Origin of the sequence: Bacillus cereus group sp. MYBK227-1 (assembly GCF_051916325.1) — a bacterium.
Taxonomy (GTDB): domain Bacteria; phylum Bacillota; class Bacilli; order Bacillales; family Bacillaceae_G; genus Bacillus_A; species Bacillus_A cereus.
The window spans coordinates 1-15805 of record NZ_JBQAGK010000008.1 but is presented as its reverse complement, the minus strand read 5'-3'; the positions used below and the strand labels follow the sequence as shown (position 1 = coordinate 15805).

Sequence of the window (15805 nt, the reverse complement as noted above, 5' to 3'; positions counted from 1 at the left end):
CATCTTTTTCTTCCGTACTAGGCTCACACCATCCCTAGCTCGCTTTCCTTCTAAAAAAGACTACTCTCTTCATCACAGACAGTATATTTAATTAATTATTGCTTATTATACATCTTTTCAAACAATTAGCAAGGGTCAATTACACCAAAGTGAAACTTAGCACTTTTTCTTTTGTATACATAAAAATTGTGTTTTTCAAATCTAGAACTACGAAAATGATCTTTTAAAACGACACGTTTTCTCGCCACTCGTTTTGCCTCCGCAATTGTTTCGTCAGTAATATCATGATACAAAGCGAAGTGTTTTAATCCTTTAATTCCATCGGATTCTATGACAGTTTCTTCAAACATCGGATCAAGGTAAACGACATCGTAACTATTGTCTTCACATTGCGCTAAAAATGAAAAATGCTCCGTTTGCTTTACTTGGATTCTTTGCATTGCTTCATCAATTTCAGAAACAGATGAAGACCATGTTTTCAAACCATTTTCCATAATATAAGCCATATACTCATTGCCTTCAAGTCCTGTTACTTTTCCGCTTTCCCCAACAACATAACTAGCTACAATACTATCTGATGCCATCCCGAGCGTACAATCTAACACTGTCATTCCGCTCTCTAATTTAGCAGCTTGTACAAACGGATCGTGTTCTCCACGCATTAACCTTTTCACACGAAACATCGCTGAGTTCGGATGAAAGAAAAACGATTCTTCCGTACCTTTTGGATAAATAGCTAATCGGTTCTTCCCAACGACAAGCACATCTTGTTCATACTGCTCATGTAGCTTATGTACCGGTATGTCATTACGTTTAACGAAAGAAGCATTTAATTCTGCTGCTACCTCGTTTGCATAATCTGTCATTTCTTTATTCGTTCTTCCTGCTGTTGTTACGATCATTGTTTCACCTCTATATAAAGAAAAGAGGGAGATTTACTCTCCCCCTTCTTTAGCAATTCTTTTCGAAAGCTTGTTCTAAGTTCGTAATAATTTCGTCCATAGTTGCACCTTCAATTTCATGACGGTGAATGAAGTGAACAACTTCTTTTCCTTTTAATAATGCCATAGATGGTGAAGATGGAGGAATTTCTCCGAAGTATTCACGCATTTTTGCAGTAGCATCTTTATCTTGACCTGCGAATACAGTTACAAGATGATCAGGTTGTTTTTCAGCACGAACAACCGCTTGACCTGCTGATGGACGTGCTAAACCAGCTGCACAACCACAAACAGAGTTTACAACTACTAAAGTTGTACCTGATGTATTTTCCATAAATTCTGTTACAGCTTCTTCTGTAGTTAACTCTTCAAACCCAGAACGCACTAACTCTTGGCGCATTGGGATTACCATTTGGCGCATGTATTCTTCATAAGCATTTGACATCTTGTAATCTCTCCTTCAACTTTCATTCCAAATTCATCATATCACGCTCTATTAATAGGTGCAAAAGAAAGATAACGATGATTTCATTTTTTTGTAGGGATTTCACAAACCCCACCGCGGCAATGTCCCACTGGAACAAGTTTTCTATTATTAGCGATATAATCGTATACTTTACTTCCAAAACCAAGTACGATAGATAGCTTTATAAAAGGAACTGCAAACCAATAAGATGGAACGGCCTTTGCTAATACATCTATGCTCTGAATACCGTCATACCACTTATTATTTTTAAAAATATACAGTCTTTGTTCCATCTTACTTTGTAGTTCTTGAGAAAGCTCATACTTCTCAACTACATCTTCATTTCGAAATGAAACAAATTTCATCTTACCCTTTTTATCTAATTTTTTCGTACGTTCTGCAACGGCCGTACACATCGGACACCAACTATCATAGAAAACAATCATACATTATTCCCCTTTACGTGACTCCGTCATTTGTTTCCATACAGAACCTTTTGCTTCTTCTCCGCCTTCAATACGCTCTAATGCTAGACGTGCTTGCATCGCTACTTCAAACTCTGGATCATCTTGCGCTGCTTTTAATGCTGGAATCGCACTTTCATCTCCAAGTTCAAATAAGAACATCGCTGCACGCCAGCGTACTAATTTACTTGGATCTTTCAGAGATTTAATCATAACGAACATCGCTGCCGGATCACCTACATCCGATAAACAATCTCCTGCAGTACGGCGAACACTTACAGAGCGATCTAACAACGCTTTATATAATAACGGTAATACTTCATCACCTTTTACCATACCTAAATACGCTGTTGCTAAGCGGCGTATTGAAACTTTTTCATCGTCTAACGCCATCTTCAACACTGGAATATCTTCTTCAGTAGGATCCATTTGTTCTAATGCTGCAAAACGGTTTTTCCAGTCAGAATCTTTCATCATCTCTTCTGTTACTTTATATGGCTCACGCTTTTGAATCGTTACTTCAACAGCACCCGCTTGATTTAATAATTCTTTAACCGTTTCATTTACACGTTCTTCTGAATAAGCAGCAACAATCTCTTCCACTACTTCTTTCCCAATTTCTTCAAAATTACCGTAACGTGTACTTTGTTCTACCCATTTACGCTCTTTTACAACGTTTGGTGCAGACATTTGCACTTTCATAATTGATTCTTTAAAACGATCTGGTAAACCAACACGTTCTTCCGTCGTTCCATCTGTTAACTTTACTTGCATTGGAATTGTAAAGAACATTTGAACAAACACTTTCACTTCTCCAAAATGAGCAAGTTGTTGTTCTTCACTTTCTTCCAATACTTCTTCGCCGAAAACAGCACGAACTTGTTGTAATAAAACTTTCCAGTCATACTTCGCATTTCGCTCCACTGCTAAAAAGTCGGCTACATGATATACACCTTTAATGCCTTCAATTTTCAAAATTTCTTGCACTTGCATTGGTGCTTGTTCTTTATTTTCATTTGTATAATTATTACGTGCTCCTGATGGTAATACTTCATTCAAAATAACTTTCATTGTATTTGGACTTGGCGTCGGTTCAATTGCTTTAATCTTCACGTAAAAAACTCTCCTTTATTGCATGTTCTTAGCTGTATTGTAACATGTTATCACTCTATACTCCTACTCGGATGCTTAATTTTACTACTTTCTTCCCGCTACCATACTATTTCATTCTTTTTACATTTTAAATTAGGAACGGGATTTTAAAAGCTTTCGTTTCCGATGATTTTTATTTTTTATCCATTAAGTTTATTAAAATACTTTCCACAATTTTTTCCGAAGCTATTACTTAAAATCACCTTTTATTACAATGCCCCCTCCCGCCTTCTCTCCAAAAAGGTAATACTCTCAATCACAACTTCAGTTCTATATATTCTCTTGCCTTGTTCATCATCGTAATTACTAGTCTGAATACGCCCTGTAATCCCAACGAGCGACCCCTTCTTACAATATTCAGTTACATTCTCAGCCGATTTGCGCCAAACGACACAATTAATAAAATCGACTTGTTGTTCACCTAAACTATTTCGAAATCCTCTATTCACCGCAACACATATTCGTGCATAAGCGACGCCTTGTTTTGTGTAGTATAATTCTGGCTCCTTTGTCAATCTACCGATTAATACAACTCGATTCATCATAAGTTATACCACCTCACATGTTTTTCTTCATTGTAAGGAGAAATGTTTGAATGGTAAAAAGCACAAAATGATATATCCGTAAGTAAAAAGTATTATTTTAGACCTTACAAAACAAAAAAAGAAACCATACATAGTTCAAACATGTATGGTTTCAAAATTTATTACACTTCAGTACAAGATATGTAATATCCTCCGCGAGCCATCTTTATTTCAGCACGGTACATTGCATTTTCTAAGTAGAAAGTAATCGGTTTAACTTTACTCTCAAATTTTAGTCTTTCATTGCATTCAGTTGCATATCCTTCAATCGCTGAAGTAATAACTTTTGATGATGGATACGTTAAAGCTTCATCTAGTTCTATGAAAAAACTTTTAGAAAATAGTTTTTTCATAATCCCCTTCTTCTCTTTCATCATATTCCATCTCCTTCACTTCAAGTTGCTATCATCCATATTATACCATACATTCAATATATCTTTGAAAATAAAAAAATCCTGCATTTTTCATGCAGGATTTTTTTATTAGTCATTTTTCGTAAAGTACGAAACGAAACGAAGAATTTCTAAGTATAACCATACTAATGTAAGCATTAATCCCATCGCAGTATACCACTCCATATATTTCGGAGCTTGACTACGTACACCATTTTCGATTAAATCGAAATCTAGTAATAAGTTTAATGCAGCAACTACAATAACAACTGCACTAATAATAATACCGATTGTACCACCTTGGTGAATGTATGGAACAGTTACACCAAACATATTTAGTAGAAATACGACTAAATACATAACCATAATTCCAAGTGTTGCTGCCATCACGCCTGTACGGAATTTATCCGTTACTTTTACTACGCGTGTTGCATATAACACTAACATTGCAAATAGAATTGAGATTGTTAGTAATACAGCATTTAAAACGATAGAATCGCCAAATTTCATTGTATAAACTGCTGAAATACTTCCTAACACAACCCCTTCTACCGCTGCATAGATTGGTGCACCAAAAGGTGAAATACGCGGGAAGAACATAGACGCAAATGCGATGATTGCTGCAACGATTAAAGCACCAATTAATACTGGCATCTTCATCGTCCCCTGCATCATCTGTATGTATGAATAGACAGACGTTGCAAGTAGCAAGATAAGCATAATGAACGTTTTGCCTACTGTTCCGCCAATCGTCATCGCAGAAGCACTTGCTCCCTCTTTACGGAATGCCTCTTTTTTCAACATTGGATTAGATGTTCTCATTTTTTCCCTCCTAAAATAGGTTCTACCAATAGTGTAAAGTTTTTCTCTTTACTTTTCAATATATGCAGCTTGTTTTTATTTTAATCCTTCAACGATGTCTGATAGTTCACTCCATCTTTCCATCTTTTTTTCTAGCTCTTCTTCTGTTTTCTGCTGTGCTTCAGATAATTCTTGTGCCTTTGTGAAGTCAGATCCAACTTTCGCAAGTTCTTCTCCAATTGACTCAATTTTCTCTTCAAGTTCGGCAATTGTATCTTCAATCGTTTCCCATTCACGCTGTTCATTGTATGAAAGTTTACGTTTACGTTGTTGTTTTGGAGGTTCTTCTACAACTTTTTTCTCTTTTTGAACTTCCGCTTTCTCCATAAGTTCTCTCGTTTTTTCCATTTCTAAATAATCTGTATAACTACCTAGAAACTCACGCACTTCGCCGCCGCCAGTAAAGATGAACAGTTCATCTACTACTTTATCTAAGAAGTAACGGTCATGCGATACAGTTAAAACGACACCTGGGAAATCTTCTAAATAATCTTCTAGTACTGTTAATGTTTGTGTATCTAGATCGTTCGTAGGTTCATCAAGTAAAAGTACGTTTGGTTCTCCCATTAAAATACGTAATAAATATAAACGTCTTCTTTCACCACCAGATAGTTTACCAAGTGGTGTACCATGTGAATGCGTCGGGAATAAGAAACGTTCTAACATTTGAGATGCACCAATTACTTTTCCATCTGTCGTATGAATAACTTCTGCAATCTCTTTAATGTATTCAATCATACGCTGATTTAAATTCATCTCTTCATTTTCTTGCGTATAATAAGCAACTTTTACAGTTTGTCCTACTTCCACTTCACCACTATCAGGAGATAACTTACCTGCAAGCATATTTAATAGGGAGGATTTTCCACTTCCATTCGCCCCAATAATTCCGATACGATCACCCGGTTTCACAATATGATTAAAATTATGTAATACCGTCTTATCGCCAAATTTTTTCGTTACATCTTTTAACTCAAGTACTTTCTTTCCTAGACGACTTCCGCTTAGTGCAATATCAACTGACTGTTTTGCAGCTGGTCCTTCTTGTGCCTTTAGCTCATCAAAACGCTGAATACGCGCCTTTTGTTTCGTAGAACGGGCTTTTGCACCACGACGAATCCAAGCAAGTTCACGACGATATAAATTTTGGCGTTTCGATTCTTGTGCCAATTCTTGCTCTTCACGAAGTGCTTTCGCTTCTAAAAATGTACTATAGTTTCCTTCGTAGCTATATAGTTTACCATTATCTAATTCAAAAATACGATTCGTCACACGATCTAAGAAATAACGATCATGGGTTACAAGTAATACCGAACCTGTATATCTCGCTAAATATTCTTCTAACCATTCAACTGTCTCATGGTCAAGATGGTTCGTAGGCTCGTCTAAAATTAATAAATCCGGTGTTTCAATAAAACATTGTGCCATTGCAATACGTTTTTTCTGTCCACCAGATAAATTCCCAACAATTGCAGTGAAGTCCGTAATTCCTAATTTCGTTAAAAGAGACTTCGCATTTGCATTTGCTTCCCATGCACTCATTGCATCCATACGTTGCTGCACTGCAAATAATTGTTCCTGTACTTTTTCATTACTTGGATCTTTTTCAATATTTAATAGTGCTTTTTCATAATCACGAAGAAGACGAATTAAAGGTGTATCACCATGGAACACTTGCTCTAATACTGTCAGTTTTTCATCAAACTCTGGTTGCTGTGATAAATAACTAATTGTATACCCACGTGAATGCGTCATATCACCTGTATCAGGAGCTTCTAATCCTGCAATAATTTTTAATAATGTCGATTTACCAGTTCCGTTTACACCAATAATTCCGACACGTTGTCCTTCTGTAATACTACATGATAATCCATCAAATAACGGCTTTTCTCCATATGATTTTGATAAGTTCTCCACAGTTAACATTTTCATATTTGTGCATTCCACTCTTTCATAAATTGTTCAATAAACTGTTCCATATAACGATGACGAATTTCAGCCTCTTGTTTTGCTGCATTCGTATTCATTAAATCTTTTAATTTCAAAAGTTTTTCATAAAAATGATTTAAAGATGGATCATTATTTTTTCTATACTCTTCTTTCGTCATTTCTTCACGCGGCGGAATAGTTGGGTCATACATTAATCTCCCTTTCGCCCCACCATATGCAAATGTACGAGCAATTCCTATTGCACCAAGAGCATCTAAACGATCCGCATCTTGAACAATTTTCCCTTCAAGTGACTCTACTGTGCCGCCATGGCCACCTTTATAAGACATATTGGCGATGATATAAAGAATATGTTTACTTTCCTCTTCTTCAACACGTAGCTCTTCTAACCAATCAGAAACTTTTTTCATTCCTGCTTCTTCACTTTCATTTAGCTTTTCATCTGCCACATCGTGAAGTAATGCTGCCATTTCAATTATAAAACGATTTCCACCTTCTTGCTCAGATAAAGAAATCGCCATTTTATGTACACGTTCAATATGATACCAATCATGCCCACTCGCATCTTTTTCTAAAATATGTTTTACAAAAGTAATTGTTTTTTGAATTTTTTCTTGTTTTGTCATTTTATCTTCACCCAGTTACTTATTGTAACACGCCCGCATTTTTTCATCACATATTTTCTTGTCCGCCCATACACTAGGTGGTAGGCATCATCATGAAGGAGGAATAAACATGTTCTATAATAATCAACCGCCTTATCCAAGGCAACCATTGTATCCTCAACAACAAGAACAGAGATGCACAGAACAATACGAAGAACAAGAGTTACAACAGCAAGAGCAACAATATGACGAAAACCCATATGCAACAACGCAAAACCAAGAAACTGAATTTCAACAAAATCCATATGACACACGTCCAAATTATGAATATCCTCAAAATCCATATGCAGCACCACAAAATCAAGAACAGCGATATCCTCAAAATCCATATGTAATACCACAAAACCAAGAACAACAATATCAACAAAATCCATATGCAGCACCACAAAACCAAGAACAACAATATCAACAAAATCCATATGTAGCACCACAAAACCAAGAACAACAATATCAACAAAATCCATATGCAGCACCACAAAACCCATACACAACTCAACCACAACAACCGCAATATCAACAACAAATGTATCAACCAAACTACGACGCACGTGTCTCACCACCTAAACCACCAACAATAGATCCAACTCAGCCACAAATTTTACCGCCCGGACCAACACTAGACATTACACAACCACAAATCTTACCACCTGGACCAATTACTGAACCAACACAACAACAAATTCAACAAGTTGTCGGTACACAATTTTTACCTTTCAAGAAACCTGTACTAGATTTCGTAAAACCATGGGTAGATTACGGTTTAAATGAAGCAAAACATACATCACACGAACACGCATTAACAGAAGTTGCTGCGATTATGTTTTTAGTTGGTAAAGGCTTCAATCCGACGATTGCACATTATATCGTTGAATCTTGGGAGAAGAATGAACAATTTTAGAATTGTTTATTTGATAAAATACAAAAACACAAAAGTGCCAAAACCCTTATAAAACAAGGGTTTTGGCACTTTTTAATATCCAGAATAAATTTTATTGAAATAATTGTTTTTATAGATTTTCATACTTTTTTATATAGTACGTGAACAAAATGTGAGCAAAATGTGCGCAAATATATGAATCACATTTTGCTGTTGGTGCACTGGTTATTTAAACCAATTCTCAATTATGAGATTTATATGAAAAGCCAACACTTTTTCCCGTTGGCACTCGGACAGTTTCATGATATCCAGCCACGACACTTATGCACCGTGGCTTTATATATAAAATCAATTTAGCTTTTCGTCTTTTTCTTCCTTTTTTCTCCGTCCATTCCGACCAAGTAACGTTTTGATAAAGGAGCTACGCTATCCCCACAGTATTCTTTTTTCAAAGAACAATTAACTGTAGAAATATCGTACCGCCGATTCCAATGTAAAAAGGCACCTGATTAAGTGCCCTAAATAGTGCCCCGAACAGTACTCCTAAAATTCCATCACTTTTTAAATCATGCCAAGCGCTGTAGCAAAGTTGATGATACCTGATTTACGTTTTCTATAAAACTTACCTGGTTTCATTGCAAGGATAGTATAAATGTAATCATCATTTAATTCTTTGATACTCATATACTTCATTATATAACCCTCCCACTTCTCAATCCTTACATATGTAAGACTAAAATTTAAAATATTATATATATATGCCTTTATATGTGTATGAAATTAGTTCTGTATCCCATATAGGTTGGAAACCTTCATTTTCTTATGCCTATTAATGTGTAATTTACTAGCAGTGATCATTTAACTTAACACAATTACACTACATTTTCATAGTATATTTAATCATTTTCACCAGACATAAAGTATAAAAACAATTAAAGAAAAGAGACTGTCTTCAAAAGTTAATCTGAGGATACTTTTTTGACAATCTCTTTTCTTATATCAAAATTTTCAACTACAAAACTTACAAGTGATTATACAAATGTTATACCTGCACTTGCGAAGCCTGTAATAGCAGTAGCTATATCAAAACCTGGTGTAGTCGATGAAACAACAAGTAATATCTTATCTTGTGGAGCGACCGCAATTGCTTGTGCGCTAATACCACTTGAGGTATTACCGATAGCAATAAGACCACTAAATGCTGGTGTTAATAGTAACGGTGTACCTACTGGAGTAAAAGTATTACTTGCTGCTGGTGCGCTGTACAACTGCATTTGAATTTGTATGCTTCCTATCGATAAAGCAACCGCTACAGTTACACTAAAGAATCCTGCTAACGAAGTAATTGTACCTGCGCGAGGAGCTACAAATGCGAAATCAAATACTGGAGGTACAGGGCCTATAGTAATCGGGCCACCAGGTGGGACAATTACAGGGAAGAATGAACTTCCAAATCCAAGAAGTGCTCCTGTATTTGCTAATCCACCTAAAACAGTTGCTAACGCTACTGGCCCACCTGATGCAAACGGAATAACTGCTCCAGCTCCCGTTGCTCCCGTTGCTCCTGTTAGGCCTGTTGGACCTGTTAGACCTGTTGGACCTGTTGGACCTGTTGCTCCTGTTGGACCTGTTGCTCCTGTTGGGCCTGTTGGACCTGTTGGACCTGTTGGACCTGTTAGACCTGTTAGACCTGTTGGACCTGTTGGACCTGTTGGACCTGTTGGACCTGTTGGACCTGTTGGGCCTGTTGGACCTGTTGCTCCTGTTGCTCCTGTTGGACCTGTTGCTCCCGTTCCTGTTGCTCCTGTTGGACCTGTCGCTCCCGTTGGGCCTGTTGGACCTGTTGCTCCTGTTGGACCTGTTGCCCCTGGAGTAGCATTGATTAATTGAATTAATAAATTAAAAAGAACTTGTAAAGTTGCAGGATCGACATTTGAGTCGCAAGATACAGGGATAAGATCTAAAGCGAAGAAGAATTGTGCAAGGGCGCTATAAAATTGTTGCAATAATGTTGACAATTGTCCTAAATTAGGTGCTGGAGATTGTAATAAAACTATAATACTTTGAGTTAATTGTTTCAAAAAATTAACTTCTGGGGAAGGTAGTAAGGAATTTAAGAAAATTAAAAATTGATTAAATAAATTGAGTAACGCTAATCTGTTTGCATCACTTGGATTTGCAAAAAATGCTGAAATAGCTGATACTAATGAGTTTAGTAAAGTAATTAATTGACTTAATTGTTCCCTAGTTATAGGAACTGACTGTGGATTTTTACAACAATCTGCTGAAAAAACAATCGGATTGCAGTTATTGTGATCAAAACAATCATTATGTTTCATTTATTTCCTCCTTATTTAATAATTTTGAGAGAATATTCTTATACTAAGAAACACTCAATTGTAATGGTGTTGAATATTTTTAAATATCCATTTTTCTTAGAATAAAAATAGTTACTAATAATTAAACTATAAAAATTCAGTTTAATTACATTCACAACTCACATAATATAAGTATACGCATCTATTTATCTAGTGCTTAGATTAATTCCCTAATGAAAAAGCGTATTTTTAAAGGAATACGTTATTACTCCTATCAACGTGTTTATTTTGTCAATAAACGAAAAGGCATATTAATTTATAAGTTCAATAATTCCATTCTAGAGTAATACCAAATGAAGTTTTTTGAAAAACTTTAATCTTCACAACCTAGTTGTTTATATCATGAGTTTCTAATAATACATTTCATTTTCCATTAAGAGCTAATCATTTTGCTTTTGCTGACTAATTATTTCTTTGTAACAACTTATACTCATCTTACATACATTATCTTGAATCCTTACTTGTTAAACCATTTAATTGTTCATGACTCACAAACATCAACAATATATAAATGGTGTACTGATTCATAAAAGAGTACCCTATAATGGTGCTCTTTTTTATTTTTTGTAACAACTTACACTCATCTTACATACATTATCTTGAATCCTTACTTGTTAAACCATTTAATTGTTCATGACTCACAAACATCAACAATATATAAATGGTGTACTGATTCATAGAAGAGTACTATATAATGGTGCTCTTCTTTATTTTTTTATAACGATTTATACTCATCTTACATACATTATCTTGAATCCTTACTTGTTAAACCATTTAATTGTTCATGACTCACAAACATTAACAATATATGAATGGTGTACTGATTCATAAAAGAGTACCCTATAATGAACTGCACCTCCAATTGTTAGACTGTGTCTAACAATTGGAGGTGCAGTTTTTCTATGGCTAAATTTACAGCTGATGAAAAAATATAAATCGTTCTACGTTATTTGAACGGAAATGAAAGTTATCGAGAAATGGGTAGATTGCTCGGTATAAGTGACACAATCATTTTGAATTGGGTAAACCAATATAAACAGAATGGTCTGGAAGCTTTTCTAAAACGATGTACAAATTACACACAACAATTTAAACTAGACGTACTAAACTTTATGACTGAAAACGGTATGTCCTTATTTGAGACGGCAGCTATCTTTAATATTCCTGCCCCTTCAACGATTTCTGTTTGGAAAAAACAGCTCGAAACACAAGGAATTGATGCCTGCAGTGACCCCTGTCAAGTAGACAGGATTTAAAAAGCGCAACTAAGTAACCTGAGTTCTATATTTATATGGACTCAGATTATTTAATTTCTTTTGAAATCTTTGATGCCTAATTGATTCATCAATCTTTGTATGCGCTTATGCTTCAAATGAAGGTTATAGGTGACTTTCAGTCACACTTGCACTCCTCTATATCCATAAATCCCTCTTAGTTTTTTATGACACTTCAATATCTTTTTCTTGGTTTTAGCGTCCTCTAGTTGTTTTTCAGAAGGCACTAAGTGCCGCTTTGTCCGCTTATATACCCACTTCTAGTTACACCAGCGATGGCACATAATAGGCTAATCGTATACCCCTTTTCTAACATCTCAAGTATAGCTTCAAACTTTCTCGTTTTGGATATAGCTTGCATACCTCCTTTTACATCCCTAAGAGCTTTTTTAACATTTCATTCTCGGCTTCTAATCGTTTAATCTTAGCTTCTGGGTCTTTTGGTTTTGTTCTTCCTATACCTGGCCCTTTCGCTTTTCCACGTTTTTCTTCTAGTCCTTTGATACCTTCAGCTTCAAAGTATTTCACCCAACGACTTACAACCGAGTGATGAATACCTAATTCTTTCGCAATGTTTTTATAGCTCATGCCTTCTTTTAAGTATAAATCTATAGCTTTTTTCTTAAATTCTACATCGTAAGTGACTCTAATTTTCCCCATAAAAAAATCCCCTCCATAGTAAACAGGTTAATGCGCTTTCTTTTTCCTGTCTACTATAAGGGGATCATATCAAGATCTCGTCCTCTTTTTGTTTTCGATATGCTCACCATGATCAATATAAGTATCGCCGTATTCGTATGCCGGCGCAGGTGGTCTACCGTGATCAAAATCGGCCACATTAGAAATATAATCTGGTCTTTGTGGTGCAGGTGGTCTACCATGATCAGCTTGTGATGTAAAAGATTCTGTAAAACTTCCAATAGTTAAAACAGCAGCAAAACTAACAAATCCCATTAGTACTTTTTTCATTTTAACGCACTTCCCTTCTGAAGTAATTCTTTAGCATCATAAGATATATTAAAGTATTGGCTAGCCTTCTCATGATTACCTTCTTGATAAAGTTTTTTCGCTAAAATTCCAGAGTACTCTTCCATAAATCCATAAAGTTTTTGGGATTCGAAGTAATCTAGTCCATCTGCAATCGTTGTTTCTAGATTCTGCTTATAATTTTCATCGTATTGTGCTCGAAGTATTCGTAAATGATGTGTATATTCTACGTCAGCTAATTCAAAGCCTTGAGTCAAAAATTCTTGTGCTTGTTCAATTTCATTTATTTTGAAATGTTCTCGAGCCAGTAAGAATATAGTTTTATGATATGGTTTTTCAGATTTATATACATCCATTAAATGTCGAATTGCAGTTGCGGATATACCTTGTTTTGCATAAAGGAAGCCCAAGTTGTACTGAATTAAGGTAATTAGTCGAGTGCAGTTATGTTTTTTAGCCATATCCAAACACTTAACAAAAAGTTCTTCTCCTTGTTCAAACTGACTTAAAGTGACACTTGCTAATCCCAGGATTGTATCACATTCAATTTGATTTATTACATAATCTTCATACTTTTTGTATATGTCTTTTGCTTTCATTACATGCTTAATTGTTAATAAAGGTTGTTGAAGATGGTAATATAGTTCACCAAGTTTATAATTAAATTCAGCTTTTTCAATGTCATTAGGAATATACTCTAAAAGTCGTTCAGCTTCTTCAAATTGCTCCATAGCCTCCATATAGTTAGCAATCATGGTGTTATGCACAGCTTTATAGAAATGGTAGTAGTATTTTAAATACTCATCAATAGTTTTTGTTGTAAGTTTTTCAACTGCATCAAAATCACTACGAGTTACATATGATTTATTTATTAACACTTTATAACTATAATCCAATAGAGAATAATACAATAAGAGATTTTGATCTTGTAGATCTCGGTTTTGTTCGACCATTAAGACACTAATCTTTTCATCAACTTCTTCTTTCATTCTTGTCGCTTTTGTTATTTGCTTAGATAGAATAACTTTATACCATTCATTCAATAGTTTGGTAACTTTTTCATTATTCAGAATTATCATATCACAATCTCCTTTATTTAGTTTATATAGAATCAATCATAACAAAGTTCAATTGTAATAAGTTGTAAAAAACGATTTTATAAATATAATTCGGAATATTCAGTTTTTATTTTATCAATTGACGTATGGTTATCGGTAAATTGTTAGATCGTAAAGATGAAATTCTTTATATAAAAATCATTATAACTCCAGTAATGACATGGTTTTAAGAAGGTTTGTCGAATTGTTTTGTGAAAATTTTAATCTGAATATTGTTTATTTTTCGAATTTTATAGTCTATTATCGGGATTGTGCTAGTAAATACCGGTAAATTAGCATAAATTTTCAAAAGGATGGAGATGTTATTATGGGTTATAAAAATTTATTAAAGAAAAAAACAATCCCAATGTTACTAGTTGGTGGAATGTTAGCTAGTACTGGATGGGGTGCAGGTAATGCATATGCAGATTCGCCTACAGCACCTGAATCTGCTAATTCACCAGCAAAATTTGCAGGTGTAACATCACCTTTGGATACTTCAAGTGCAGACTTTGAAGTGTTATACAGCGAAACAGTAAAATTTGATGAAAATGAAAACGTTATTAATAGAGAGGTTTCAGGCACTGAAACTCGTACAAGTAATACACAGGGAGTAATTATTGCTGATGGTAGTTTCAACTGGAAACACGCTAGTAGTAAAGATTCAAGCAATAGAATTAATAAAGACAGTTATAATGTAGGACTTATTTTAGTAAATGGATTATCTTCTTATATTCCTTGGAAACCAGTACAGGTTACAGCACAAGTAGTTGCAAGCGGATTAATGTATTTTAATCAACCTTCTATTACGTATTATCACACTGAAGCATATAGAGATATCGATGCCGTTAACCATTATGTAAAAACAGTAACGGATACAATTAAAAACGGTAAGAAAGTATATACTGATACAAAAGTTATGAAATATACAAAATAAAAAAAGAACCGAACTAGATTATTTATCTAGTTCGGTTCTTTTTTTATATAAACGATTTATTAAGTCAATAATCCATGAATTAATAATAACTACGGTAAAAATTACAAATAAAGCTACAATATTTTCATTAGAAGCTATATATGGTATAAACGTACCGCGCACTAAAAAGAATATAATTAGAGCGAATGCAATTGCCCAAATAAATTTTAACATTAATTCACCTCCTTTAAAAAATACAAAAGTAATTTTAAAATATAACTATTCTGTTTTGAAAATAAGATTCCTTTTAGTATGTAATAAGAATTATAGAAAAGGGTTCCAAAAATAGGCTAAATTATAGAAAAAACTCCATTTTTTTACGTGAAATAAACAAAAAAAGGGTATGCCAAAGTTTGGGCATACCCTTTTCCCTACTTTACATACACATAGGCTTCATTTGCAGTTATATAGTATGTTACGCCTTTACTGTTGTGTACTTTGTATTGTGGTGAACCATTAACGGCTACTTTAGAATCAATCGTAAATCCAAGTCCTTCATCTACCGTTCCTGCTACATCTTTATCAGACCAAGAAGCAGAGTCATAGAAACGAAGGTCATCCACTTTAGAAACAACACGTTTTCCTACTACAGAACTTGAAGTAGTAGTTGGTTCCCCTTGATATTTAATGTAAGATGGGTTGTTATAAATCCATTGGTTACCGCCAAGATTTAACCAATCACCTTGTTTTCCCCATACTTGATATGCTTCTCCTTTATTTAATTGACGGATAACACCATAA

Annotated in this window: 18 protein-coding genes, 2 pseudogenes and 1 other annotated feature (1 of these 21 cut by a window edge); of the genes and pseudogenes, 3 read left to right on the top strand and 17 right to left on the bottom strand. The window is 34.7% G+C overall.

The features are described 5' to 3' along the window. Positions 1-85: a binding site (T-box leader), on the bottom strand (it extends 130 nt beyond the left edge of the window). Between the two features lie 40 nt (positions 86-125). The 9 genes from ACTFRM_RS25400 to ACTFRM_RS25360 form a co-directional block, all read right to left on the bottom strand. Then, a complete protein-coding gene (locus tag ACTFRM_RS25400) occupies positions 126-902 on the bottom strand; it encodes a class I SAM-dependent methyltransferase (protein WP_000637455.1) in 777 nt (258 codons plus the stop codon). A gap of 49 nt (positions 903-951) precedes the next feature. Then, complete coding sequence (locus tag ACTFRM_RS25395; RefSeq protein ID WP_000063706.1) at positions 952-1386, bottom strand: BrxA/BrxB family bacilliredoxin; 435 nt, start codon at positions 1384-1386, stop codon at positions 952-954. Between the two features lie 83 nt (positions 1387-1469). Then, on the bottom strand, positions 1470-1853 hold the full coding sequence (locus ACTFRM_RS25390; RefSeq protein ID WP_000634884.1) for a thiol-disulfide oxidoreductase DCC family protein: 384 nt from the start codon (positions 1851-1853) through the stop codon (positions 1470-1472). Between the two features lie 3 nt (positions 1854-1856). Next, a complete protein-coding gene (locus ACTFRM_RS25385) occupies positions 1857-2984 on the bottom strand; it encodes a conserved virulence factor C family protein (protein ID WP_000692564.1) in 1128 nt (375 codons plus the stop codon). Between the two features lie 248 nt (positions 2985-3232). Further along, positions 3233-3568, bottom strand: coding sequence for a single-stranded DNA-binding protein (locus tag ACTFRM_RS25380; protein ID WP_000982017.1), 336 nt, complete (start codon positions 3566-3568; stop codon positions 3233-3235). Between the two features lie 161 nt (positions 3569-3729). Next, positions 3730-3984: a DUF4318 domain-containing protein gene (locus tag ACTFRM_RS25375; protein ID WP_000975138.1), complete on the bottom strand. Its 255-nt coding sequence runs from the start codon at positions 3982-3984 to the stop codon at positions 3730-3732. A 105-nt stretch (positions 3985-4089) separates the two neighbouring features. Next, positions 4090-4821 carry a Bax inhibitor-1/YccA family protein gene (locus ACTFRM_RS25370; protein ID WP_001260655.1) on the bottom strand — a complete coding sequence of 244 codons (732 nt, stop codon included), beginning with the start codon at positions 4819-4821 and terminating at the stop codon, positions 4090-4092. A gap of 75 nt (positions 4822-4896) precedes the next feature. Further along, positions 4897-6792 carry an ABC-F family ATP-binding cassette domain-containing protein gene (locus tag ACTFRM_RS25365; protein WP_173600558.1) on the bottom strand — a complete coding sequence of 632 codons (1896 nt, stop codon included), beginning with the start codon at positions 6790-6792 and terminating at the stop codon, positions 4897-4899. Next, a complete protein-coding gene (locus ACTFRM_RS25360) occupies positions 6789-7436 on the bottom strand; it encodes an HD domain-containing protein (protein WP_000165968.1) in 648 nt (215 codons plus the stop codon). The genes ACTFRM_RS25365 and ACTFRM_RS25360 overlap by 4 nt, the downstream gene beginning before the upstream one ends. Before the next feature lie 109 nt (positions 7437-7545). Here ACTFRM_RS25360 and ACTFRM_RS25355 point away from each other — a divergent pair, with 109 nt between their 5' ends. Further along, the gene (locus ACTFRM_RS25355; protein WP_440043747.1) at positions 7546-8373 is read left to right on the top strand and encodes a hypothetical protein; all 828 of its coding nucleotides are present in this window, start codon (positions 7546-7548) and stop codon (positions 8371-8373) included. A 540-nt stretch (positions 8374-8913) separates the two neighbouring features. Here the strand turns inward: ACTFRM_RS25355 and ACTFRM_RS25350 are convergent. Next, complete coding sequence (locus ACTFRM_RS25350; RefSeq protein WP_276565566.1) at positions 8914-9045, bottom strand: hypothetical protein; 132 nt, start codon at positions 9043-9045, stop codon at positions 8914-8916. A gap of 338 nt (positions 9046-9383) precedes the next feature. Then, positions 9384-10691 carry an exosporium glycoprotein BclB-related protein gene (locus tag ACTFRM_RS25345; protein WP_440043047.1) on the bottom strand — a complete coding sequence of 436 codons (1308 nt, stop codon included), beginning with the start codon at positions 10689-10691 and terminating at the stop codon, positions 9384-9386. A 974-nt stretch (positions 10692-11665) separates the two neighbouring features. Between ACTFRM_RS25345 and ACTFRM_RS25340 the strand changes: the two are divergent. Continuing rightward, positions 11666-11953 (top strand): annotated as a pseudogene (locus tag ACTFRM_RS25340) (helix-turn-helix domain-containing protein); the annotation flags it as partial. Between the two features lie 277 nt (positions 11954-12230). Here ACTFRM_RS25340 and ACTFRM_RS25335 read toward each other — a convergent pair. From ACTFRM_RS25335 to ACTFRM_RS25320, 4 genes are all read right to left on the bottom strand, one after another. Then, a complete protein-coding gene (locus tag ACTFRM_RS25335) occupies positions 12231-12365 on the bottom strand; it encodes a hypothetical protein (RefSeq protein WP_262984027.1) in 135 nt (44 codons plus the stop codon). Positions 12366-12373: 8 nt separating this feature from the next. Then, positions 12374-12664, bottom strand: coding sequence for a transposase (locus ACTFRM_RS25330; RefSeq protein WP_061457133.1), 291 nt, complete (start codon positions 12662-12664; stop codon positions 12374-12376). A gap of 69 nt (positions 12665-12733) precedes the next feature. Next, complete coding sequence (locus ACTFRM_RS25325) at positions 12734-12973, bottom strand: hypothetical protein (RefSeq protein WP_440043048.1); 240 nt, start codon at positions 12971-12973, stop codon at positions 12734-12736. Beyond that, positions 12970-14070, bottom strand: coding sequence for an aspartate phosphatase (locus ACTFRM_RS25320; RefSeq protein WP_192797057.1), 1101 nt, complete (start codon positions 14068-14070; stop codon positions 12970-12972). The genes ACTFRM_RS25325 and ACTFRM_RS25320 overlap by 4 nt, the downstream gene beginning before the upstream one ends. 346 nt (positions 14071-14416) lie before the next feature. On the opposite strand from ACTFRM_RS25320, the gene ACTFRM_RS25315 reads away from it, so the two are divergent. Continuing rightward, the gene (locus ACTFRM_RS25315) at positions 14417-15025 is read left to right on the top strand and encodes a hypothetical protein (RefSeq protein WP_063263839.1); all 609 of its coding nucleotides are present in this window, start codon (positions 14417-14419) and stop codon (positions 15023-15025) included. Between the two features lie 18 nt (positions 15026-15043). Here the strand turns inward: ACTFRM_RS25315 and ACTFRM_RS25310 are convergent, their stop codons facing one another. Together ACTFRM_RS25310 and ACTFRM_RS25305 are read right to left on the bottom strand one after the other, a co-directional pair. Further along, positions 15044-15238 carry a hypothetical protein gene (locus tag ACTFRM_RS25310; protein ID WP_000911201.1) on the bottom strand — a complete coding sequence of 65 codons (195 nt, stop codon included), beginning with the start codon at positions 15236-15238 and terminating at the stop codon, positions 15044-15046. A gap of 197 nt (positions 15239-15435) precedes the next feature. Then, positions 15436-15805: pseudogene (locus ACTFRM_RS25305) on the bottom strand (N-acetylmuramoyl-L-alanine amidase); the annotation flags it as partial.